The following is a 19,951-nucleotide window of genomic DNA, read 5'->3' as shown; positions in this document are numbered from 1 at the left end:
ACGGCGAAGGGGCGCTTCCCGTGTCGGGAAGCGCCCCTTCTTCTGTTCCCGCGCCCCCTACCGGGCGCCCGGCCTCACGGTGTTCACAGGGCCACCCCGAGCAGCGCGTCCACGGCACGCGTGACGACGCCCGGTGCGCCCGTGTCCGTGCCGCCGTCCTGCTCCTGCCGGGCCGCCCAGCGGTCCACCGCCGCGAGGGCGGCGGGGGCGTCGAGGTCGTTGGACAGGGCCTCGCGGATCTCCTCGACCAGGGTGCCGGCGGGCGGGCCGTCGGGGCGGGAGACGGCCGAGCGCCAGCGTGCGAGGCGGGCCACGGCGTCCTGGAGGACCTGGTCGGTCCACTCCCAGTCGGCGCGGTAGTGGTGGGAGAGGAGGGCCAGGCGGATGGCGGCAGGGTCGACGCCGTCTCGGCGCAGCTTCGAGACGAAGACGAGGTTGCCCTTGGACTTCGACATCTTCTCGCCGTGCAGGGCGACCATGCCGGCGTGGACGTAGGCCTTGGCCATGGGGAACTCGCCGGTGAGCACCTGGGCGTGCGAGGCGCCCATCTCGTGGTGCGGGAAGGCGAGGTCCGAGCCGCCGCCCTGGACGTCGAAGCCCATGCCGAGGTGGTCGAGGGCGATGGCCACGCACTCGATGTGCCAGCCGGGCCGGCCCCGGCCAAGGGTGCCGCCGTCCCAGCTGGGCTCGCCCTCGCGGGCCGCCATCCACAGCATCGGGTCCAGCGGGTTCTTCTTGCCCGGACGGTCCGGGTCGCCGCCGCGCTCGGCGGACAGCAGCCGCATGGCGGCCGCGTCGAGGTTCGAGACCTGCCCGAAGTGCGGGTCGGACTCGACGGAGAAGTAGATGTCGCCCTCCAGCTCGTAGGCCGCGCCGATCTCGCGCAGCCGCTCCACGAGCGGGACGATGCCGGGTATCGCCTCCACCGCGCCTATGTAGTGCTGCGGCGGGAGCATCCTGAGGGCGGTCATGTCCTCGCGGAAGAGGGCCGTCTCCTTCTCGGCGAGGGCGACCCAGTCGACGCCGTCCCGCTCCGCGCGCTCCAGCAGCGGATCGTCGACGTCGGTGACGTTCTGGACGTAGTGGACCTGCCGCTTGGTGTCGAGCCACACGCGCTGAACGAGGTCGAACGCGTTGTAGGTCGCCGCGTGCCCCAGGTGGGTGGCGTCGTACGGGGTGATGCCGCAGACGTAGATACGGGCGACGGGACCGGGGTCGAGGGTGACGAGGCCGCCGGTCGCGGTGTCGTGGATCCTCAGGTCGCGGCCCTGACCAGGCAGGGCGGGGACCTCGGAAGCGGGCCAGGCATGCATGTACATGAGCCTAACCGGCCACGAGCTGCGTATACGAACGGGATCGCGCCGGATGGCCGGTTGTGCGGTCTTGTGCATCGGCGCGCGATGTGCTGAGCAGGCTCACACCGGCGGCCAGGGGATGGCGGGCCACTCGCCGTTGGGCTCCGGGTGCACTCCCGTGGTGAGCAACGCCTCGACACGCGCGCGTGTGGCGTGGATCTCGGCCGGGGTGATCAGGGCGGTCAGCCGTTCGGCCAGCGGCGCGCTCAAGGCCTCCCGCAGTGTCCGGAGGGCGTCGAGGGCCTCGGTGGTCAGCTGCTCCCCGGCCCAGCCCCACAGCAGCGTGCGCAGCTTGTTCTCGACGTTGAAGGTGACGCCGTGGTCGATGCCGTAGAGCCGGCCGTCGGTGGTGGGCAGCAGATGACCCCCCTTGCGGTCGGCGTTGTTGATCACGGCGTCGAGGACGGCGAGCCGGCGCAGCCGCTCGTCGTCGGCGTGCACGAGGAGCGCGGTGCGGCCCTCGCCGACCTCGGCCAGGCCGATCGCCTTCCAGCCCGGCTCCGGTTCCTCCGCCTCGACCAGGGCGAGCAGCTCGGCCTCGGCCTGGACGTCGATCCACAGCTGGCACATGCCCTCGCCGTACGGCCCGTCGCGCAGCACGGTCGGCGGGACCAGCCCCCAGCCGGTGGCCTCGGAGACCTCGTAGGCGGCCACCTCGCGGGCGGCCAGCGTGCCGTCGGGGAAGTCCCACAGCGGGCGCTCCCCGGCCACCGGCTTGTAGATGCAGGAGGCTTCCCGGCCGTCGAGGGCGATGGTGCAGAACAGCGCGGCGTTGGACGCCTCGCGGATCCGTCCGCGCACGGTCAGCTCACCTTGCGCGAGCAGCTCGGCGGCGGCCGAGTCGGCTGCGGCGTCGGTGGGCGTCACGCTCCGCGGCGGTATCCGTTCTGGCGCGGACATACGTGTCCTTCCGGATCGAGCGGGAGGCTGCACAGCGGGCACGGCGGCCGCCCGGCGTTGACGACGTCGAGGGCGCGCTTGGCGAAGGCCCGTGCCTGCGCGCCGGTCAGCCGGACCCGCAGCATCGGGGGCCCGTTCTCCTCGTCCTGCAGCAGCCGCTCCTCGGCCTCGGCGAGGTCCTCCTCGGTGTCGGCGTCCAGCTCCACCAGGGCCTGCGCCTCGACGATCATGCGCTGTTCCTCGCCGTCCCAGGCCAGCGCCATGGTACCGACGCGGAACTCCTCCTCGATGGGGGTCTCCAGCGGTGCTGTGTCGGCGATCTCGGTGGGCGCCATGGCGGGGACGGCGGCGCTGCCGCCACTGCGCCGTACGACCTCGTCGAGCAGTTCGTCCATGCGCTCGGCGAGCGCGGCCACCTGGGTCTTCTCCAGAGCCACGCTGGTCACCCGGGAGCCTGCGGTGGCCTGGAGGAAGAACGTACGGCGTCCGGGCAGTCCGACCGTGCCGGCCACGAAGCGGTCCGGCGGGTCGTAGAGGAACACCTGACGGGACACGTCCTGTCTCCATTGAGAGTGAGTGCGGAGAGTTGGTTCGTAGGTTTCAGCGGTGCGGGCCGCCCACGGATACGCGACTGTGCGGATCGCTTCACCCTACTGCGGCCGACGATCACGGTGCGCCCGCACCACCTCCGACCGGTGCGTCGCCCTCACCAGGTTCCTCGCGCGGGAAGAGCGAAGCGAAATCCCCGGTGTCGCCGAGGCGAACGAGAAACGGCCGCAGCCGGGTGTAGCGGATCGCGGTGACGGAACACGGTTCCACGGAGATCCGCTGGAAGAGGTCGAGGTGGAGTCCGAGGGCGTCGGCCACCAGGGATTTGATGATGTCACCGTGGGAGCACATGAGGTAGACGGCGTCGGCGCCGTGCTCGCGCTCCACGCGCGCGTTCCACTCGCGTACGGCCTCGGCGGCGCGGGTCTGCATGGCGCGCATGGACTCGCCGCCGGGGAAGGCGGCGGCCGACGGGTGGGCCTGGACGACCTCCATCAGCGGCTCGTCCTTGAGCTCGGCGAGCTTGCGGCCGGACCAGTCGCCGTAGTGGCACTCCCCGATCCGCTCGTCGGTGTGGGCGCGCAGTCCGGGGCGGGCCTCGAGCAGCGGCCGTACGGTCTCCTGGCAGCGCTCCAGGGGGCTCGTGACGACCTCGGAGATCGGCAGTGCGGCGAGCCGGCCGGGGAGCGCGGCGGCCTGGGCGGCGCCGCGCTCGTCCAGGGTGACGCCTGGCGTCCAGCCGGCGAGCACACCGGAGGTGTTGGCGGTGGAACGTCCGTGCCTGACGAGGATCAGCGTGGGCATGCGGCCCAGGGTAGGCGTATCAGCACATGCACTGCTGACCGGGCGAAGGGAGAATGCGCTCCGTGATCGTCGACTGCGCCATCTACCGGCACGGGCTCCGCACCGAGGGGCCGGAGGACCTGTCCGACGCGCTCGCCGAGGCGCAGGCCGAGGGCGGGTTCGTGTGGATCGGCCTGTACGAGCCGTCCGAGCGGGAGTTCGACCTGGTCACCCAGGAGTTCGGGCTGCATCCGCTGGCGGTCGAGGACGCGCTGAACGCGCATCAGCGGCCCAAGCTCGAGGTGTACGACGACTCGCTGTTCATGGTGCTGAAACCGGTCGTGTACGAGACCGAGAGCGATTCCGTCTCGTCGGGCGAGATCATGGTCTTCGTCGGCGCCTGTTTCGTGGTCACCGTGCGCCACGGCGAGGGCTCGCCGCTGGCCGCCGTGAGGCGCCGGCTGGAGGAGGAGCCGGAGATGCTCGACAAGGGCCCGACCGCCGTGCTGTACGCGATCTCCGACGCCGTCGTCGACCACTATCTGGAGGTGGCGACGGAACTGGGGAACGACCTGGAGGAGCTGGAGGCGGAGGTGTTCCTGCCGGAGGGCGGCGGCTCGCGGGGCACCGCGTCCCGGATCTACGGCTTCAAACGGCAGGTCCTGGAGTTCCGCCGGGCCACCGGCCCGCTGGCGCTGCCGCTGACCCGGCTGGCCGGCACCGCACCGCTGGGCGCCTCGGTGCCGTTCGTGAACGACAAGGCGCGCCCGTTCTTCCGGGACGTGGGCGACCACCTGACGCGTGTGAACGAGTCGGTGGAGGCCCTGGACCGGCTGGTGTCGGACGTCCTGTCGGCGCATCTGGCGCAGATGAGCGTGCGGCAGAACGACGACATGCGGAAGATCTCCGCGTGGGCGGCGATGGCCGCGGTCCCCACGATGATCGCGGGGATCTATGGCATGAACTTCGACCACATGCCGGAGCTGCACTGGCTGTGGTCGTATCCGGCGGTGATCCTGGCGATGGCCGCTCTGGAGGTGCTGCTGTACCGCCTGTTCAAGCATCGCGGCTGGCTGTGAGCTTTTCGCCGCCGACGTCTGCGGCTCAGGCGAACTCGTGGGCGGGGGTGGCGGGGCCGCCGAGGGGGTCGCGGCGCTCGGGGAGGGTGAGGGTGACCATGCGGCGCCAGCCGGCCAGGCGCTCGTAGGCGTACACCGCGTGGATGCCGGCCGCGAGCAGGACGTACCTGGCCCGGGACCAGCCCAGGATGCGGCCCATGCGGGCCATCACGGCGAGGCTGACGTCCCGGTGCACGCGGATCTCGGCGAGGGCGCACTCGCGCAGGGTGCGCTGGATCAGCCGGCCGTGCCCGGCGGCGGCGAACCGCAGCAGTTCCTCATGGGTGTAGGCGAGGTGCTTGTCCTCGTCGTCGGAGATCATGCGTACGGCCCGGCCCACGTCGGGATGGTCGGCGAACACCCTGAGCAGCAGCTCCATCTGTTCGGCGGCGCGCTGCTCGGTGACGCGGCTGTGGGCGAGGTAGACGATGACGTCCCGCTCGGTGAGCGGCTCGTCCCGCCGGAGCTTGTCGTGGGCGAGGCCGATGCCGTGCCGCTCCAGCAGCATCGTGTAGTCGGTCTCGGGCGGCACGGCGACGGGGGTGAGCCCGCGCTTCCTCATCAGGGCGTTGAAGATGCGGCCGTGCTTGTCCTCGTCGGCGCCGTGCCGGGCGATCTTCGGGGCCAGGGCGCGTTCGCCGGGCGGGACCAGCGCGGCGATCCGCCCGTTCTCCCAGCCGCCCTGGGACTCCCCGCTGGCGGCGATCGAGCAGAAGAGCCGGAAGGCCTCGTCGTTGTCGAGGATCTCCTTGAACAGACTCTTGGCCGAAAGCATGAATAGAGTCAAATGCGGACGGTATGGGGCATGCAACAGCTGTGCGTGTCCGCTCGGCCAAAAGGATGACTCCCCGGTCGTAACCGTGCGGCGCCCGGCGCGTTGTTCACGGTGACGGCCGTGGCGGGGAAGACCCCCGAGCCCCCACCACGGCCGCTGAAGCTCCCTAGGACAGCCCGGCGCGCTCCAGGGCCTCGCGGCCGGCCCGCAGGGAGGCGAGCCGCTCCTCCAGGGTGAAGCCGGCCGGCGACAGGCTGAGCGTGGTGACACCGGCGGCGGCGTATGCCCTCATCCGGTCGGCGATGCGCTCGACGGAACCCAGCAGGGTCGTCTTGTCGATGAGGTCCTGCGGGATCGCGGCCGCGGCGCCCTGCTTGTCGCCGGACAGGTACTTCTGCTGGATCTCGGCGGCTTCCTTCTCGTATCCCATGCGCTGGGCGAGCTGGTTGTAGAAGTTCTGCTTGGCGCTGCCCATGCCGCCGACGTACAGCGCGGTGTACGGCCGGAAGGTGTCGGCGAGCCGGGCCACGTCCTTGTCGTCGCCGACGGCGATGGGCAGGGTCGGGCAGACGTCGAAGCCGTCGAGGGTCTTGCCCGCCTTCTCCCGGCCGGCGCGCAGGTACTTGAGGGTGGTGTCCTCGAGGTGGTCGGCGGCGGGGAAGATCAGCAGGGCGCCGTCGGCGATCTCACCGGTCTGCTCCAGGTTCTTCGGGCCGATGGCGGCGATGTACAGCGGGATGTGCTCGCGCTGCGGGTGCACGGTCAGCTTGATCGGCTTGCCCGGGCCGCCGGGCAGCGGCAGCGTCCAGTGCTCGCCCTCGTACGTCAGCCGCTCCCGGGTCATCGCCCTGCGCACGATCTCGACGTACTCGCGGGTTCGGGCCAGCGGCTTGTCGAACTTGACGCCGTACCAGCCCTCGGAGACCTGCGGGCCGGAGACACCGAGCCCGAGCCGGAACCGCCCGCCGGACAGCGAGTCGAGCGTCGCGGCCGTCATCGCGGTCATCGCGGGCTGGCGGGCCGGGATCTGGAAGATGGCCGAGCCGACGTCGATGTGCTCGGTCTGGGCGGCGACCCAGGACAGCACGGTCGCCGCGTCGGAGCCGTAGGCCTCGGCGGCCCAGCACACGGAGAAGCCCAGCCGGTCGGCCTCCTGGGCCACGGCCAGATTGTCCCCGTCCATTCCCGCACCCCAGTAGCCGAGGTTGATCCCGAGCTCCATCGCCGATCCCCTTACCCATGAGTAACGTCCTGGTGGGGCGACCTTAGCGCGGGGACGGAGGCCGGGGCAGGCGCCGGGCGCGTGAAAAGACCGAGGCGCAGCCCGATCGGGTTATCCACAGGCAACCCACCGCACCGGTTCTGGCCAGTAATCTCGCCCGCATGGAGCAGAGGCATCTCGGCCGTACCGGCCTGCGCGTGTCCCGGATCGGGCTCGGCACCCTCACCTGGGGCCGGGACACCGACGAGCACGACGCCGCGGACATGCTGAAGGCGTTCTGGGAAGCCGGCGGGACCCTGGTCGACACCGCGGACGTGTACGGCAACGGCGAGGCGGAGTACCTGCTCGGGCAGCTGATGGACGGCCTGGTGGCGCGCCGGGACCTGGTGATCTCCACCAAGGCGGGCAGCATCCCCGATCCCGACCGCCGTGTCGACGGCTCACGCGGCCATCTGCTCGCCGCCCTCGACGCCTCCCTGGCCCGCCTGGGCACGGACTACGTCGACGTGTGGCACATCCACGCCTTCGACCCCGGGACCCCGCTGGAGGAGACCCTCCAGGCCCTGGACATAGCGGTCAGCAGCGGCCGCGCCCGGTACGCGGGCGTCTCCAACTTCTGCGGCTGGCAGCTAGCCAGGGCCGCCACCTGGCAGCTCGCGGCGCCGGGCACGCGCACGCGACTGGCCAGCACGCAGATGGAGTACTCACTGCTGCAGCGGGGTGTGGAACGGGAAGTGCTGCCCGCCGCGCTGGATCTCGGGGTCGGGCTGCTGCCGTCCTCGCCGCTCGGCCGCGGCGTGCTGACCGCCAAGTACCGGCACACCACTCCCCCGGACTCGCGCGGCGCCTCCGAGCATCTGGCGCCGTTCGTCGAGCCGTACCTGGACGACACGGCGACCCGCATCGTGGACGCGGTGACGACGGCCGCCGACGGGCTCGCCGTGACCCCGCTCCAGGTGGCCCTCGCCTGGGTCCGGGACCGGCCCGGGGTGGCCGCGCCGATCGTCGGCGCGCGCAACGCGCAGCAGCTCACGGCCGCATTGTCAGTGGAGGCCCTTAGTCTTCCTGACGAGATCTGCCGGGCGCTGGACGATGTGTCGGCGCCCGTGCACCGCTATCCCGATCACGACTGGAGCACGCTGTGAGCACGGAGCCGGAGACCACGGAGAAAGCCGGGCCGGGGACACCGGACACGCCCGAAGGCCCGGGCGCGGAGGCCGTGCCCCCGGGGAGCCGCACGAACGCCCTCGCAGCGAGCAGCGCGGAGGGCGCGAGCGAGGGCGAGAGCGCGGTCGGCGGCGGAGGCCGGAGCGGGGACGGCCCGCGCGGCGGCGAGGGCGCGGGCGGCCCGACCGGTACCGGGGGCGAGGGCGCCGATGGGGCGGCGGTCGCCGGCGGCTCGGAGGGCGCGGAAGCGGCGGCGATCACGGACGGCGTCGAGGGCGAAGAAGCAGACTCCAGCCAGCCGTCCGAGGCCGAAGGCGAAGGCGCTGACGCCGCCCAGGCGTCCGAGGCCGAGGCCGAGTTGGCTGCGCAGCGCGTTGAGCGGGAGCGGATCGCGCGGCGCAAGGCCGAGAAGAAGGGGCCGATCGAGAGCGGCGCCAAGCTCAGCGGCACGGCGGCCGACCTGCTCGCGGCGGTGCGGGCTGTGGAGAGCGGCGACAAACCGGTGGCCGCGGTCTTCGCCGAGCCCGCGCCCGCGCCGCGCCGCCCGGCCCCGGAGCCCGTACGCCGGCCGCAGCCCGCGCCCGCACCGGCCGTCGTCACCGCCGCCGCTCCGGCACCGCAGGCGGTGGAGGGCGCGCGCCGGGTGCTGGCCGAGGGCGGTGCGCCGCAGGCCCTGGCTCCCCAGGTGGCCGCGGCGCTCGGCGAGGGCGCCGACGCGGCGCTGCGCGAGGACCCCTGGCAGCTGCTGCGGATCAGCGGCGTACGGCCCGAGCAGGCCGACGGCTTCGCCCGCGCCCTGCTCGGCGCCGCCTGCGGCCCGGGCGACGAGCGGCGGGCTCGCGCGATCACCGTCTGGCTGCTGGAGCAGGCGGCCCTGGCCGGGCACACCGCGCTGGAGCTGGCCACGCTCACCGCGGCGCTGGGCAAGCACGACGTCCCGGACCCGGACGCGGCGGTGCAGAGCACGCTCGCGGAGGGCGAGGCCCTGGCGTTCCAGGACGCCCTGGAGGCACCGGGAGCCGCCGCGGCGCAGGCGGCGGAAGAGGACGCGGACGCGGAGGAGCGGCCGGTCCGGGTCCTCGTCGGCCTGGAGCGGTACGCGCTGGCCGAGGAGAGCCTCGCCGACGGCCTGGCCCGGCTGGTCAACTCGCTGCCCGAGGAGGCCGGACAGGCGTGGCAGGCGGCGGTCGACGCCGTCTCCGGCGGCGCGGCCGAGCTGGTCCGCGCGGTCGCCGGGCACGGCCTGGTACTGCACACCGGCGCGGAGGCGGCCCGCGCCGAACCGGCCGCGCTGCTCGGTGCCGCCCACGCCGCGGGCCTGCGGGCCTTCGCCGTCTGCCACACCCCCGACGGACGCCACCGCCTCGCCGCCCTGCCGGGCGCGGACCCGGCGGAGCACGGCGTGGGCACGGTCGCCGGTCTGCTGTCCGGCGCCGAGGGACCGGGGCGGGACACGGACGGCGCGCTGGAACTCGATCTGCTGATCGTGCTGGACGCGCCGCAGCTCGATGTGGAGAGCGCCGCGATGCTGGTGGAGTCGCTGCCCGACGGGGCCCGGCTCGTGCTCAGCGGCGACCCGGCGCTGCTGTGGTCGGCGGGACCGGGGCGGGTCTTCGCCGATCTGCTCGCCGCCCGCGTCTGCCCGCAGGTCGCCTCCCGCCTCCCCGACCCGGGCCCGATCGGCGAGCTGGTCTCCGGTATCGGCATCGGCGAACTGAACCAGGTCGCCGCTCCGGGCAAGGAGATCGTCATCGTCCCGGTGCGGGACGCGGGCGAGGCCGTGCACCGGACCGTCCAGCTGGTCGCCGACTCGGTGCCGCGGGCGCTCGGTGTGCCGGCCGACCAGACGGTGGTGATCACCCCTGGCCACGGCGGTGCCGCGGGCACCCGCGCCCTCAACTCGGCGCTGAAGGAGCGCCTCAACCCCGGCCCGGGCCGCTTCGGCGGCTTCGACCCCGGCGACCGGATCGCCTACTCCCCCGCCCCGGGCCGTACGGTGCCGGGCACGGTGGTGAAGGCCGACGCGGACGGGCTGCACCTGTCGTGCGCGGGCACGGCAGTGGTCGTACCGCGTGAGCGGGTGGAGGGCGCCGTACGGCACGGCTGGGCGCTGACCGCGCACCAGGCGGTGGGCACGCGCTGGCCGGCGGCGGTCGTCGTGCTGCCCGGCGACGCCGCGCAGGCGCTCAGCAGACCCTGGGTGTACACGGCCTTCGGCCGGGCGGAGCGGCATCTTTCCGTGGTCCACGGCGTGGAACAGGCCCTGCCGAAGGCGGTGGCGGAGACACCGGCGAAGCCCCGCACGACCCGCTTGCAGACGCTGCTGCGGGTGTGAATCTCCCTCCGCCGCGACGCTGATCGGCCTCGACGGCGGAATCCGGCGGTGCCGAGCCGGCCCCAGGCCGCCCCCGGCACCGCCGGCCCGGTCACTTCTCGGCGTCCAGCGGCTCCAGATCCTGGTCGTCGGCCCGGTCCTCGTCCCGGTCCTCGCCGTCGTCCTCGTCTTCGTCGAACTCGAGATCGTCCTCTTCGTCGGACTCGTCCTCGTCGTCGAAGACGGCACTGACGTCGAACCGGCACACCACCCCTTGCGCATCGATGTGCTCGAACGGCGCCTCCAGCCACTCCCCTGCCTCGGGCGTCTCCTCCGCCGCGGTGACCCAGAGCGTGGAGTCGCCCTCCTCCAGGCCGAACTCCTTGTGCCGGGAAGCGATCTCGTCCGGCTCGAACTCGCCGAAGAGGATGCCCAGCGCGCCCGGAACCGTACCGGCGGCATCCTCGGCCAGGCCGCCCGCGGCCTCGTACTCCGCCGCCTCGACCCGCTGGGCCTGCGCCAGCAGCCGCTGGGGTTCCACCACGGCGTAGTCGCGGCGGATCAGCACGCTGATCGCGTTCGGTTCCTCGGGACCCGCGTACGGCGGCAGCTCCTCCGCACCGGGGATCTCGAAGGGCGTGACCTCGTCGTAGCGGTCGTAGAGCAGCTCGTCGTACACCTCGGCGGCCGCGGCCAGCTGGTTGAACGCCTCCAAGACCGCCGGGTCGTCCTCACCCGACCTGCGTTCGACCGCGGCCAGATGACGGTCGAGCGCGGTCTTGACCGCCTCGGCGGCGGCGCGTACCTCGGCAGCGGTGGGCTGCGCAGCATCAGACATAGTGCAGACGCTATCCGTACCGGGCCCCAGCCCGCACAATAGATGCGATGCCGGAATACGAATTTGTCGACGTGTATGTGCCTCGCGGGGTCTCCCGCAAGGAGGCAACACGTCTGCTGACGGACCATGCAGAGTACGGACACTGGGAGTTGGACCGACTGAGCCTGCTGCGGGACGGCAGCCGCAGGGTGCGGTTGCGCCGGCGGATCATCCGCCAGGTGCGTGCCACGTGGTGAGGCCGACGACCTGAACCGGAGCGGGCCCCGTCTGTCATGACGGGGCCCGCTCCGTTCACCGCGTGCCGTACCCGGGGCTTCCGGCTACGACGTGGGCCGGGCCTTGCGGTAGAGCACCGCGCCCGCGAGCAGCGCGCCCGCGCCGACCGGCAGCACGAGGTCCAGCGGCAGCTCGCTGCCGGTGTGCGCGAGCTGGGCGTTGGTCAGAGGCTCGGCGGAGCGGCCGCCGTGCTGACTGACCTGGGTGGACCCATGGGGTCCCTGGGGCGTGTGACCGCCCTGGCCGGGCGGGGTCGTCGGGCCGCCCGGATGACCCGGCTGCCCGGGATGACCCGGGTGGCCCGGCTGCCCGGGATGACCCGGGTGGCCCGGGTGCCCGGGATGACCCGGGTGGCCCGGGTGCCCGGGGTGGCCCGGCTGTCCGGGGTGTCCCGGCTGCCCGGGCGGGTTGCCGTGGCCGTGGTGACCGCCGCCTCCGTTGGCGCAGTCGTTGTCCGCGGTGGCGTTGCCGACTCCGATGACGTTCACGCTGTTGCCGCAGACGTTCACCGGGACGTCGATCGGCGCCTGGACGGTGTTGCCGGAGCCGACGCCGGGCGATCCGGCGCTGTGCCCGCCCGCGTGCGAGCCGCCGGAGCCACTGTGGCCCCCGGACGTGCCGCCGGAGGTGCCGCCCTGGTTGGTGCAGCTGTTGCCCACCGCCGGGTTGAGCAGCCCGACGACGTTCACGGTGTTGCCGCACACGTTCACCGGCACGTGCACCGGCGCCTGCACCGTGTTGCCGGACAGTACGCCGGGCGAGCCGGCGGCGGTGCCGGCCGCGCCCGCGGCGGCGTGAGCGTAGCCACTGGCGGCGGCGATCACACCCGTGGCCGCCGCCATGGTCATCAGGCCCTTACGGGTGCCCTGTCGCATTTCCGTTGTTCCCCTGCCTTCGATCCTGCTGTGCGTGCCTCGCGGTGGCGTGGCGCGCACGGCCCTCGCGGACCGTGCCGCCGCGCCAGAGGCCGGTCGGCCCCGGAGCGCATGGCACGCGCTCCGGGGCCGACGGCTCGAAAATGACGCCCCCCTCAGGAGGTCGTCGTCACTTGTTGACGCAGGTGTTGCCGAAGGCGGGGTTCAGGAGCCCGATCACGTTGACCGTGTTGCCGCAGACGTTCACCGGGACGTGCACGGGCACCTGAACGACGTTGCCGGAGACGACACCCGGGGAGTGCACGGCGGCACCCTGGGCACCCGAGTCGGCGACGGCAAGGCCCGCGCCCGCGAGAACCAGCCCACCGGTGGCAGCCGCAGCAGCGACGACCTTCTTGATCATTATTCCTCCTTGTTGGCAAAGCGACCCCAAGGTGCGGAGTCACATCACCTGTAACGAGGAGGAACTAATGAAGCTACGAACCGATCGTCGCATTCACCCGTTCCAGTCGATCTCGTACGAGCGCCCGAATACGCCGGTCATCCCGGCCCAGAACCTCACGACGCGTCGATGAACCGGTCGAGCACCCGCACGCCGAACCGCAGCCCGTCCACCGGCACCCGCTCGTCCACGCCGTGGAACATGCCGGCGAAGTCCAGCTCCGGCGGCAGCTTCAGCGGGGCGAAGCCGAAGCCGCGAATGCCCAGGTCGTCGAAGGACTTGGCGTCGGTGCCGCCGGAGAGCATGTAGGGGATGGCCTTGGCGGTGGGGTCCTCGGCGAGCAGCGCGGCCTGCATGGCCTCCACCAGCGCCCCGTCGAAGGTGGTCTCGACGGCCTTGTCGGTGTGCACGTCCTCGCGGCGGACATGGGGTCCGAGCAGCCGGTCGAGGTCGCCGAGGAACTCCTCCTCGTAGCCCGGCAGGAAGCGGCCGTCGATGTGCGCGGTGGCCTCGCCCGGGATGACGTTGACCTTGTAGCCGGCGTTGAGCTGGGTGGGGTTGGCGGTGTTGCTGAGGGTGGCGCCGATGAACTTGGCGATGCCGCCGAGCCGGACGAGCGTGGACTCCATGTCCTCCGGGTCGAGCTCGGTGCCGAGCGCGTCGCCCAGTTCGTCCAGGAACGCCCGGGTGGTCTTGGTGACCCGCACCGGGAACTTGTGCCGCCCGACCCGGGCCACGGCCTCGGACAGCTCGGTGATGGCGTTGTCGCGGTGGATCATCGAGCCGTGCCCGGCGGTGCCGGCCACGGTCAGCTTCATCCAGTGCATGCCCTTCTCGGCCGTCTGGATCAGGTAGAGCCGGCGCTGCTCGTTCACGGTGAACGAGAAGCCGCCGACCTCGCTGATCGCCTCGGTGACGCCCTCGAACAGCTCGGGGTGGCGGTCGACCAGGTGGCGGGCGCCGTACGTACCGCCCGCCTCCTCGTCGGCGAGGAAGGCGACCACGATGTCCCGCGGGGGCCGCCGCCCGCTCCTGAGCCGGTCGCGCACGACCGCGAGGGTCATGGCGTCCATGTCCTTCATGTCGACGGCCCCGCGCCCCCAGACGCACCCGTCGGCGACCTCGCCGGAGAACGGGTCGTGGGTCCAGTCCGCGGCGTTGGCCGGTACGACGTCCAGGTGGCCGTGGATCAGCAGCGCGGGCCGGGACGGGTCCTCCCCCTCGATGCGGGCCACCGTCGAGGCGCGGCCCGGATGCGACTCGAAGACCTTCGGTTCGAGACCGACCTCGGCGAGCTTCTCCGCGACCCACTCGGCCGCCTTGCGCTCGCCTGGGCCGGAGTGGTCGCCGTAGTTGCTGGTGTCGAACCGGATCAGCTCGCGGCAGAGGTCCACGACCTCGTCCTCGCCGGTGACGCTCCTGGCCGTGTCCGTCTCGCTCACGTGCTTCCTCCCGCGCTGTCGCTGCTGGTGGTCCTCCACATCCTCCCTCTCCCCCGCCCGCCGCCCAAGACCGGTCCCGGCCCGTCACACGCCGTTCACGCGCGACGCGCTCCGGGGGCGGGGGTGATCAGCCACCCCCGAAAGCCTGGTAATGTTTCCTTCGTCGCCGCGAGGGAAACCCCGCCAAAAGGGTTCTACCGCACGACAGACACCTTGTCCGGGTGGCGGAATGGCAGACGCGCTAGCTTGAGGTGCTAGTGCCCTTTATCGGGCGTGGGGGTTCAAGTCCCCCCTCGGACACCAGTGAGGGCCCCTGCTCAGCAGGGGCCCTTCGTCTTGCTTGCGGGCGAGGCCCAACTGCCCCGGACCGCCCACTCCTTGACGGTGTGTGAGGCATGTCTCGCCCCGCGTGAAGGTCGGCAGGTCAGGGGGCCACAGCCGCCGGGCCGCAGCCACCCGGACGGCCCTCTCGGACGGCCGGTTGAAGGGGATGGAGCCTAACGTCGTACTAATATTTCCGGCTTGTCACTGAGCCGGACCGACGTGAGGACCCGATGGCAGCCATAGACGAGAGCAGCGCTCTCGGCCTGCTCGACGACGAGATCCGCACGCAGTTCGGCGACCGGGCACGCTTCTCCGCGCGGCCCGCGGCGTCGCCGCGCACGCTGGTCGACGTCTTCGACGCGACCGTGCGGTCCCATCCGGACGAGCCGGCGCTGGACGACGGCACGACGTGCCTGACCTACCGTGCGCTGGCCGTCGAGGTGGAGCGGCTGCGGCGACGGCTCGCCGGTGCGGGGGTCGGGCTCGGGGACCGGGTCGGGGTGCGGGTCCCCTCGGGGACCAACGAACTCTACGTCTCGATCCTCGCCGTACTCGCCGCCGGTGCCGCCTACGTCCCCGTCGACGCCGAGGACCCGGACGAGCGGGCGGAGCTGGTGTTCGGGGAGGCGGAGGTACGGGCCGTCGTCGGGGCCGGGCACACCATCACCGTCCAGGGCACGTCCGGCACCGTCCAGGGCACGTCCGGCACCGGAGCGGGCGCGTCCGGCACCGTCCAGGGCACCTCCGCGTCCCCCGCCGCGCGGCCAGGCGTCGAGCACGACGCCTGGATCATCTTCACCTCCGGGTCCACCGGGAAGCCCAAGGGCGTCGCCGTCACCCATCGCAGCGCGGCCGCGTTCGTGGACGCCGAGGCGGCCCTGTTCCTCGCGGAGGAGCCGATCGGGCCCGGCGACCGGGTCATGGCCGGACTCTCCGTCGCCTTCGACGCCTCCTGCGAGGAGATGTGGCTGGCCTGGCGGTACGGCGCCTGTCTGGTGCCGGTGCCCCGGTCGCAGGTCAGGAGCGGCGCCGATCTCGGGCCCTGGCTGGTCGAGCAGGAGATCACCGTCGTCTCGACGGTGCCCACGCTCGCCGCGCTGTGGGAGCCGGAGACGCTCAACGACGTACGGCTGCTGATCTTCGGCGGCGAGGCCTGCCCGCCCGAGCTGGCGCAGCGGCTCGTCACCGAGGGGCGCGAGGTGTGGAACACCTACGGTCCGACCGAGGCGACCGTCGTGGCCTGTGCGGCGCTGCTGACCGGTGCCGAGCCCATCAGGATCGGGCTGCCCCTCGACGGCTGGGAGCTCGCCGTCGTCGACGAGGCCGGTGAGCCGGTGCCCATGGGCGCGAGCGGGCAGCTCGTGATCGGCGGCGTCGGGCTCGCGCGGTATCTCGATCCCGAGAAGGACGCCGAGAAGTACGCGCCGCTGCACTCGTTGGGCTGGGAGCGGGCCTATCGCAGCGGGGACCTGGTCCGGGCCGAGCCCGAGGGGCTGATCTTCCTGGGCCGGGCCGACGAGCAGATCAAGCTGGGCGGGCGGCGGATCGAGCTCGGTGAGGTGGATGCCGCGCTGCAGGCCCTGCCCGGGGTCGCCGGAGCCGCGGCCGCCGTGCGCACCGCCCGCGGCGGCAACCAGCTCCTCGTCGGTTACGTGGTCACCCAGGACGGCTGGGACCATGCGGCCGCCGTCGAGAAGCTGCGCGCCGAGCTGCCCTCCGCGCTGGTGCCGCTGCTCGCGCCCGTCGCCGAGCTGCCGACCCGGACCTCCGGGAAGGTGGACCGAAACGCCCTGCCCTGGCCCCTGGAAGGCCTCCAGGCACCGGCGAAGGAGCAGCTCTACGGCACCGAGGCCTGGCTCGCCGAGCAGTGGGCGGAGGTCCTGGGCATCCCGGTGACCGGCGCCCACGACGACTTCTTCGCGATCGGCGGCGGCTCGCTGGCCGCCGCCCAGCTCACCACCCGGCTGCGCACCCGCTACCCGAGCGCGGCCGTCCTCGACATCTACCAGCAGCCCGTCCTGCGCAAGCTGGCCCGGCGGCTGGAGGCCTCGGCGCAGGACGACGGCGGGGCCCGCACCATCGCGCCGGTTCCGGTCCGCGCCCAGGCCGTGCAGCTCCTGCTGCTGCTCCCGCTGTTCACCCTGCTCGGGCTGCGCTGGACGGTGGTCCTGGCCGCCGTCGGGAACCTGCTGCCCGGCTACTCCTGGCTGCCGACCGCCCCCTGGTGGCTGCTCGCGGCCGGTGCGCTGCTGTTCTTCACCCCGCCCGGCCGGATCGCGCTCGCGGCGGGCGGGGCGCGGCTGCTGCTGCGGGGCGTCGGGCCGGGCCGGTACCCGCGCGGCGGAAGCGTGCATCTGCGGCTGTGGACGGCCGAGCGGCTGGCCGAGTTCAGCGGGGCCACCTCGCTGACCGGGTCCTGGCTGGAGCGCTACGCCCGTGCGCTGGGCGCGAAGGTCGGGCCCGAGGTGGACCTGCACTCGCTGCCGCCGGTCACCGGCATGCTCAAGCTGGGCCGGGGCGCGGCCGTGGAGTCCGAGGTCGACCTGTCCGGACACTGGCTGGACGGCGACCGTCTGGAGATCGGGCCGGTCAAGGTCGGCGCGCACGCCACCGTCGGCACCCGCAGCATGCTCTTCCCGGGCGCCCGCGTCGGCAAGCGGGCCGAGGTGGCCCCCGGCTCGGCGGTCGGCGGGCAGGTCTCGACCGGCCAGCGCTGGGCGGGCGCGCCCGCGGTCAAGCTCGGCAAGGCCAAGCGCACCTGGCCCAAGGAGCGGCCGCAGCGGGGCACGTACTGGCGGGTGATGTACGGCGTGGCGGGCATCGGGCTCGGTGCCCTGCCGCTGCTCGCGGGCCTGGCCGCGCTGCTGGTCGCCCGGCTCTTCGTGGCGCCCGGGGGCTCACTGCCCCGGGCGCTGCGCGCAGCCGCGCTCGGGCTGGTCCCGGCCACGCTCGCCTACGGGCTGGCGTACGCGCTGCTGATCCTGGTCGCCGTGCGCATGCTCGGTGTGGGGCTGCGCGAGGGCACGCATCCGACGCACAGCCGGGTCGGCTGGCAGGCGTGGACCGTGACGCAGCTGATGGACCGGTCCCGCGAGACCCTGTTCCCCCTGTACGCGGGACTGATCACGCCGGTGTGGCTGCGGCTGCTCGGCATGCGGATCGGGCGCCGCGCCGAGGTGTCGACCGTGCTGGCGCTGCCGAGCCTGACCACGGTCGGCGACGGGGCGTTCCTGGCGGACGACACGCTGACGGCGCCGTACGAGCTGGGCGGCGGCTGGATGCGGATCGGGCGCGCGGAGATCGGGCGGCGGGCCTTCCTCGGCAACTCCGGGATGACCGGGCCGGGCCGGAGCGTGCCGGACGGCGGTCTCGTCGGCGTGCTGTCGGCGACGCCGAAGAAGGCGAAGAAGGGCACCTCGTATCTGGGGCTGCCGCCGGTGAAGCTGCCGCGCAGTGCGGCGGGCGGGGATCAGAGCCGTACGTACGAGCCGCCGGCGGGGCTGCTGTGGGCGCGCGGTCTCGTGGAGCTGTTCCGGATCGTGCCGGTGCTGTGCTCGGCGGCGCTGGCCGCGGGGACGGTGGCGGTGCTGTGTGCGCTCGGGCCGTGGGCGTGGGCCCTGTCGGGCGCGGTGTTGCTGGGGGCCGGTGTGGTCGCGGCGGTCGTCTCGGTCCTCGCGAAGTGGCTGCTCGTGGGGCGGCACCGGGCCGGGGAGCATCCGCTGTGGAGTTCGTTCGTGTGGCGGGGCGAGCTGGCGGACACGTTCGTCGAGGTGCTGGCGGTGCCGTGGCTGGCCGGGGCCGTGCCGGGGACGCCGGTGCTGACGGCGTGGCTGCGCGGGCTCGGCGCGCGTATCGGCAGGGGCGTGTGGGTGGAGAGCTACTGGCTGCCGGAGACGGACCTGGTGACCGTTCAGGACGCGGCGACCGTCAATCGTGGCTGTGTGCTGCAGACACACCTCTTCCACGACCGGATCTTGCGGACGGATACTGTGGTCCTCCGTGAGGGCGCCACGCTGGGCCCTGGCGGGATCGTGCTGCCCGGCAGCACGGTCGGGGCCCGTACGACCCTGGGGCCCGCGTCGCTCGTCATGGCCGCGGAGTCCGTCCCGGACGACACCCGCTGGCTCGGCAACCCGATCGAGGCATGGCGTCCCTGAGCGCGGGCCGCGCGGGGCCGGTGGGCGCACCGGCCCCCAGGGGTGGCACAGCGCAGGGAGCGGACACAGCAGTGGCAGTTCAGCAGTCGGTCGGCCAGGACCCGTACTTCCCGGACAACGGTGACTCCCGTTACCGGGTGCACCGCTACGAACTCGCGCTGGACTACCGCCCCGGCCCGAACCGGCTGTCCGGCACGGCCCGGATCAACGCCATAGCGGGCCGTGCGCCGCTCACGGAGTTCCAGCTCAACCTGGCCGACTTCAGGATCGGCCGGGTGCGGGTGGACGGCCGGCAGCCGCACTTCACGCATCGCGGCGGACGGCTGCGGATCCGCCCGGCCAAGCCCGTCCGGGCCGGCGCCGCGTTCACCGTGGAGGTCCACTGGTCCGGCAACCCCAGGCCGGTGGCCAGCCCGTGGGGCGGGCTCGGCTGGGAGGAGCTGGCGGACGGGGCGCTGGTGGCGAGCCAGCCGGTCGGGGCGCCGTCCTGGTACCCGTGCAACGACCGGCCCGCCGACAAGGCGTCCTACCAGATCTCGGTCACCGTTCCGTCCGCGTACGCGGTGGTCACGGGCGGGCGCCTGCTGACCCGTACGACGAAGGCCTCCACCACGACCTGGGTGTACGAGCAGGCCGCGCCCACGTCCAGCTATCTGGTCGGCCTGGCGATCGGCCGGTTCCAGACGGTGCTGCTGGGCGACCCGGGCCCTGGTGGCGTGCCGCAGCACGGGCACATCCCGGCGCGGCTGCTGCCCGAGTTCTCGCGGGACTTCGCGCGGCAGCCGGCGATGATGGAGCTGTTCCAGGAGCTGTTCGGGCCGTACCCGTTCGACGGTTACGCGGTCGCGGTGACCGAGGAGGAGCTCGATGTGCCGGTCGAGGCACAGGGGTTGTCGCTGTTCGGCTCCAACCACGTGGACGGCGTGCGGGGTTCGGAGCGGCTGGTGGCGCACGAGCTGGCGCACCAGTGGTTCGGCAACTGCGTGTCCATCGCCGACTGGCGGCACATCTGGCTGAACGAGGGGTTCGCCAAGTACGCCGAATGGCTGTGGTCCGAGCGCTCCGGCGGCCGCAGCGCCCAGCAACTGGCCGCCGTCGCACACCGGTTGCTGGCCACGCTGCCGCAGGACCTCAGTCTGGCCGACCCGGGCCGCAAGGCGATGTTCGACGACCGGCTCTACGAGCGGGGTGGCCTGACCCTGCACGCGGTGCGCTGCGCGCTGGGCGACGACGCGTTCTTCCGCATGCTGCGCGGCTGGGTGCGGCTGCACCGGAACGGGTCGGTGACGACGGAGGCGTTCACCGAGCACGTCGCCCGCTTCGCCGTCGAGCCGTCGGCCGGGCTGTTCCAGGAGTGGGTGTACGGGGCGAAGCTGCCGCCGCTGCCGGTGCTCGGGACAGTTTCCTAGACTTG

Annotated in this window: 16 protein-coding genes and 1 tRNA gene; 7 read left to right on the top strand and 10 right to left on the bottom strand. The window is 73.0% G+C overall.

The features are described from left to right. Nucleotides 1–83 precede the first annotated feature (83 nt). From mshC to LMU33_RS07855, 4 genes are all read right to left on the bottom strand, one after another. Nucleotides 84–1,313 (bottom strand): cysteine--1-D-myo-inosityl 2-amino-2-deoxy-alpha-D-glucopyranoside ligase, encoded by a 1,230-nt coding sequence (gene mshC, locus LMU33_RS07870; RefSeq protein WP_228618629.1) that lies wholly within the window; start codon nt 1,311–1,313, stop codon nt 84–86. Nucleotides 1,314–1,415: 102 nt separating this feature from the next. Then, nucleotides 1,416–2,255, bottom strand: coding sequence for an SCO1664 family protein (locus LMU33_RS07865; protein WP_228618628.1), 840 nt, complete (start codon nt 2,253–2,255; stop codon nt 1,416–1,418). Next, the gene (locus tag LMU33_RS07860) at nt 2,219–2,809 is read right to left on the bottom strand and encodes a DUF3090 domain-containing protein (RefSeq protein ID WP_228618626.1); all 591 of its coding nucleotides are present in this window, start codon (nt 2,807–2,809) and stop codon (nt 2,219–2,221) included. The genes LMU33_RS07865 and LMU33_RS07860 overlap by 37 nt, the downstream gene beginning before the upstream one ends. Before the next feature lie 112 nt (nt 2,810–2,921). Next, nucleotides 2,922–3,608: a histidine phosphatase family protein gene (locus LMU33_RS07855; protein WP_228618625.1), complete on the bottom strand. Its 687-nt coding sequence runs from the start codon at nt 3,606–3,608 to the stop codon at nt 2,922–2,924. Between the two features lie 62 nt (nt 3,609–3,670). On the opposite strand from LMU33_RS07855, the gene corA reads away from it, so the two are divergent. Continuing rightward, nucleotides 3,671–4,666, top strand: a complete 996-nt coding sequence (gene corA, locus LMU33_RS07850) for a magnesium/cobalt transporter CorA (RefSeq protein WP_228618623.1) — start codon at nt 3,671–3,673, stop codon at nt 4,664–4,666. 25 nt (nt 4,667–4,691) lie between these two features. Here the strand turns inward: corA and LMU33_RS07845 are convergent, their stop codons facing one another. Further along, nucleotides 4,692–5,480: a ferritin-like domain-containing protein gene (locus LMU33_RS07845; protein ID WP_228618622.1), complete on the bottom strand. Its 789-nt coding sequence runs from the start codon at nt 5,478–5,480 to the stop codon at nt 4,692–4,694. A gap of 166 nt (nt 5,481–5,646) precedes the next feature. Further along, a complete protein-coding gene (locus LMU33_RS07840; RefSeq protein ID WP_228618620.1) occupies nt 5,647–6,702 on the bottom strand; it encodes an LLM class F420-dependent oxidoreductase in 1,056 nt (351 codons plus the stop codon). A 161-nt stretch (nt 6,703–6,863) separates the two neighbouring features. On the opposite strand from LMU33_RS07840, the gene LMU33_RS07835 reads away from it, so the two are divergent. Further along, nucleotides 6,864–7,847, top strand: coding sequence for an aldo/keto reductase (locus LMU33_RS07835; RefSeq protein WP_228618618.1), 984 nt, complete (start codon nt 6,864–6,866; stop codon nt 7,845–7,847). After that, nucleotides 7,844–10,204 carry a helix-hairpin-helix domain-containing protein gene (locus LMU33_RS07830; protein ID WP_228618617.1) on the top strand — a complete coding sequence of 787 codons (2,361 nt, stop codon included), beginning with the start codon at nt 7,844–7,846 and terminating at the stop codon, nt 10,202–10,204. The genes LMU33_RS07835 and LMU33_RS07830 overlap by 4 nt, the downstream gene beginning before the upstream one ends. 91 nt (nt 10,205–10,295) lie before the next feature. Here LMU33_RS07830 and LMU33_RS07825 read toward each other — a convergent pair whose 3' ends face one another. Next, nucleotides 10,296–11,021, bottom strand: coding sequence for a hypothetical protein (locus LMU33_RS07825; protein ID WP_228618615.1), 726 nt, complete (start codon nt 11,019–11,021; stop codon nt 10,296–10,298). A gap of 47 nt (nt 11,022–11,068) precedes the next feature. Here LMU33_RS07825 and LMU33_RS07820 point away from each other — a divergent pair, with 47 nt between their 5' ends. Next, entirely contained in the window at nt 11,069–11,257 is a 189-nt protein-coding gene (locus LMU33_RS07820; RefSeq protein WP_014671721.1) for a DUF5703 family protein, read from the top strand. 84 nt (nt 11,258–11,341) lie between these two features. Here LMU33_RS07820 and LMU33_RS07815 read toward each other — a convergent pair whose 3' ends face one another. The 3 genes from LMU33_RS07815 to LMU33_RS07805 all read right to left on the bottom strand — a co-directional run bounded on the left by LMU33_RS07815 (nt 11,342) and on the right by LMU33_RS07805 (nt 14,056). Continuing rightward, nucleotides 11,342–12,172 (bottom strand): chaplin, encoded by an 831-nt coding sequence (locus tag LMU33_RS07815; protein ID WP_228618613.1) that lies wholly within the window; start codon nt 12,170–12,172, stop codon nt 11,342–11,344. A gap of 169 nt (nt 12,173–12,341) precedes the next feature. Then, entirely contained in the window at nt 12,342–12,575 is a 234-nt protein-coding gene (gene chpH / locus LMU33_RS07810) for a chaplin ChpH (RefSeq protein ID WP_228618612.1), read from the bottom strand. Between the two features lie 155 nt (nt 12,576–12,730). Then, nucleotides 12,731–14,056, bottom strand: coding sequence for a M20/M25/M40 family metallo-hydrolase (locus LMU33_RS07805; RefSeq protein ID WP_228618610.1), 1,326 nt, complete (start codon nt 14,054–14,056; stop codon nt 12,731–12,733). Between the two features lie 215 nt (nt 14,057–14,271). Here LMU33_RS07805 and LMU33_RS07800 point away from each other — a divergent pair. The 3 genes from LMU33_RS07800 to LMU33_RS07790 all read left to right on the top strand — a co-directional run bounded on the left by LMU33_RS07800 (nt 14,272) and on the right by LMU33_RS07790 (nt 19,946). Further along, nucleotides 14,272–14,359: transfer RNA gene (locus tag LMU33_RS07800), tRNA-Leu, on the top strand. 251 nt (nt 14,360–14,610) lie between these two features. Then, nucleotides 14,611–18,537: a Pls/PosA family non-ribosomal peptide synthetase gene (locus tag LMU33_RS07795; RefSeq protein ID WP_228618608.1), complete on the top strand. Its 3,927-nt coding sequence runs from the start codon at nt 14,611–14,613 to the stop codon at nt 18,535–18,537. 71 nt (nt 18,538–18,608) lie between these two features. Continuing rightward, nucleotides 18,609–19,946: a M1 family metallopeptidase gene (locus tag LMU33_RS07790; RefSeq protein WP_228618606.1), complete on the top strand. Its 1,338-nt coding sequence runs from the start codon at nt 18,609–18,611 to the stop codon at nt 19,944–19,946. Nucleotides 19,947–19,951 lie beyond the last annotated feature (5 nt).

The organism is Streptomyces barringtoniae, assembly GCF_020819595.1.
In the GTDB taxonomy this organism is placed as follows: Bacteria; Actinomycetota; Actinomycetes; order Streptomycetales; family Streptomycetaceae; genus Streptomyces; species Streptomyces barringtoniae.
The sequence above is the reverse complement of the archived record's forward strand: the minus strand, read 5'-3'. Positions and strand labels throughout refer to the sequence as shown.

Excerpts from the sequence above, each read along its gene's own strand:
- LMU33_RS07840 (WP_228618620.1), bottom strand. The coding sequence starts at position 6,702 with ATGGAGCTCGGGATCAACCTCGGCTACTGGGGTGCGGGAATGGACGGG.
- LMU33_RS07855 (WP_228618625.1), bottom strand. The coding sequence starts at position 3,608 with ATGCCCACGCTGATCCTCGTCAGGCACGGACGTTCCACCGCCAACACC.
- chpH (WP_228618612.1), bottom strand. The coding sequence starts at position 12,575 with ATGATCAAGAAGGTCGTCGCTGCTGCGGCTGCCACCGGTGGGCTGGTT.
- LMU33_RS07825 (WP_228618615.1), bottom strand. The coding sequence starts at position 11,021 with ATGTCTGATGCTGCGCAGCCCACCGCTGCCGAGGTACGCGCCGCCGCC.
- LMU33_RS07795 (WP_228618608.1), top strand. The coding sequence starts at position 14,611 with ATGGCAGCCATAGACGAGAGCAGCGCTCTCGGCCTGCTCGACGACGAG.
- LMU33_RS07845 (WP_228618622.1), bottom strand. The coding sequence starts at position 5,480 with ATGCTTTCGGCCAAGAGTCTGTTCAAGGAGATCCTCGACAACGACGAG.
- LMU33_RS07820 (WP_014671721.1), top strand. The coding sequence starts at position 11,069 with ATGCCGGAATACGAATTTGTCGACGTGTATGTGCCTCGCGGGGTCTCC.
- LMU33_RS07865 (WP_228618628.1), bottom strand. The coding sequence starts at position 2,255 with ATGTCCGCGCCAGAACGGATACCGCCGCGGAGCGTGACGCCCACCGAC.
- LMU33_RS07815 (WP_228618613.1), bottom strand. The coding sequence starts at position 12,172 with ATGCGACAGGGCACCCGTAAGGGCCTGATGACCATGGCGGCGGCCACG.
- mshC (WP_228618629.1), bottom strand. The coding sequence starts at position 1,313 with ATGCATGCCTGGCCCGCTTCCGAGGTCCCCGCCCTGCCTGGTCAGGGC.
- LMU33_RS07835 (WP_228618618.1), top strand. The coding sequence starts at position 6,864 with ATGGAGCAGAGGCATCTCGGCCGTACCGGCCTGCGCGTGTCCCGGATC.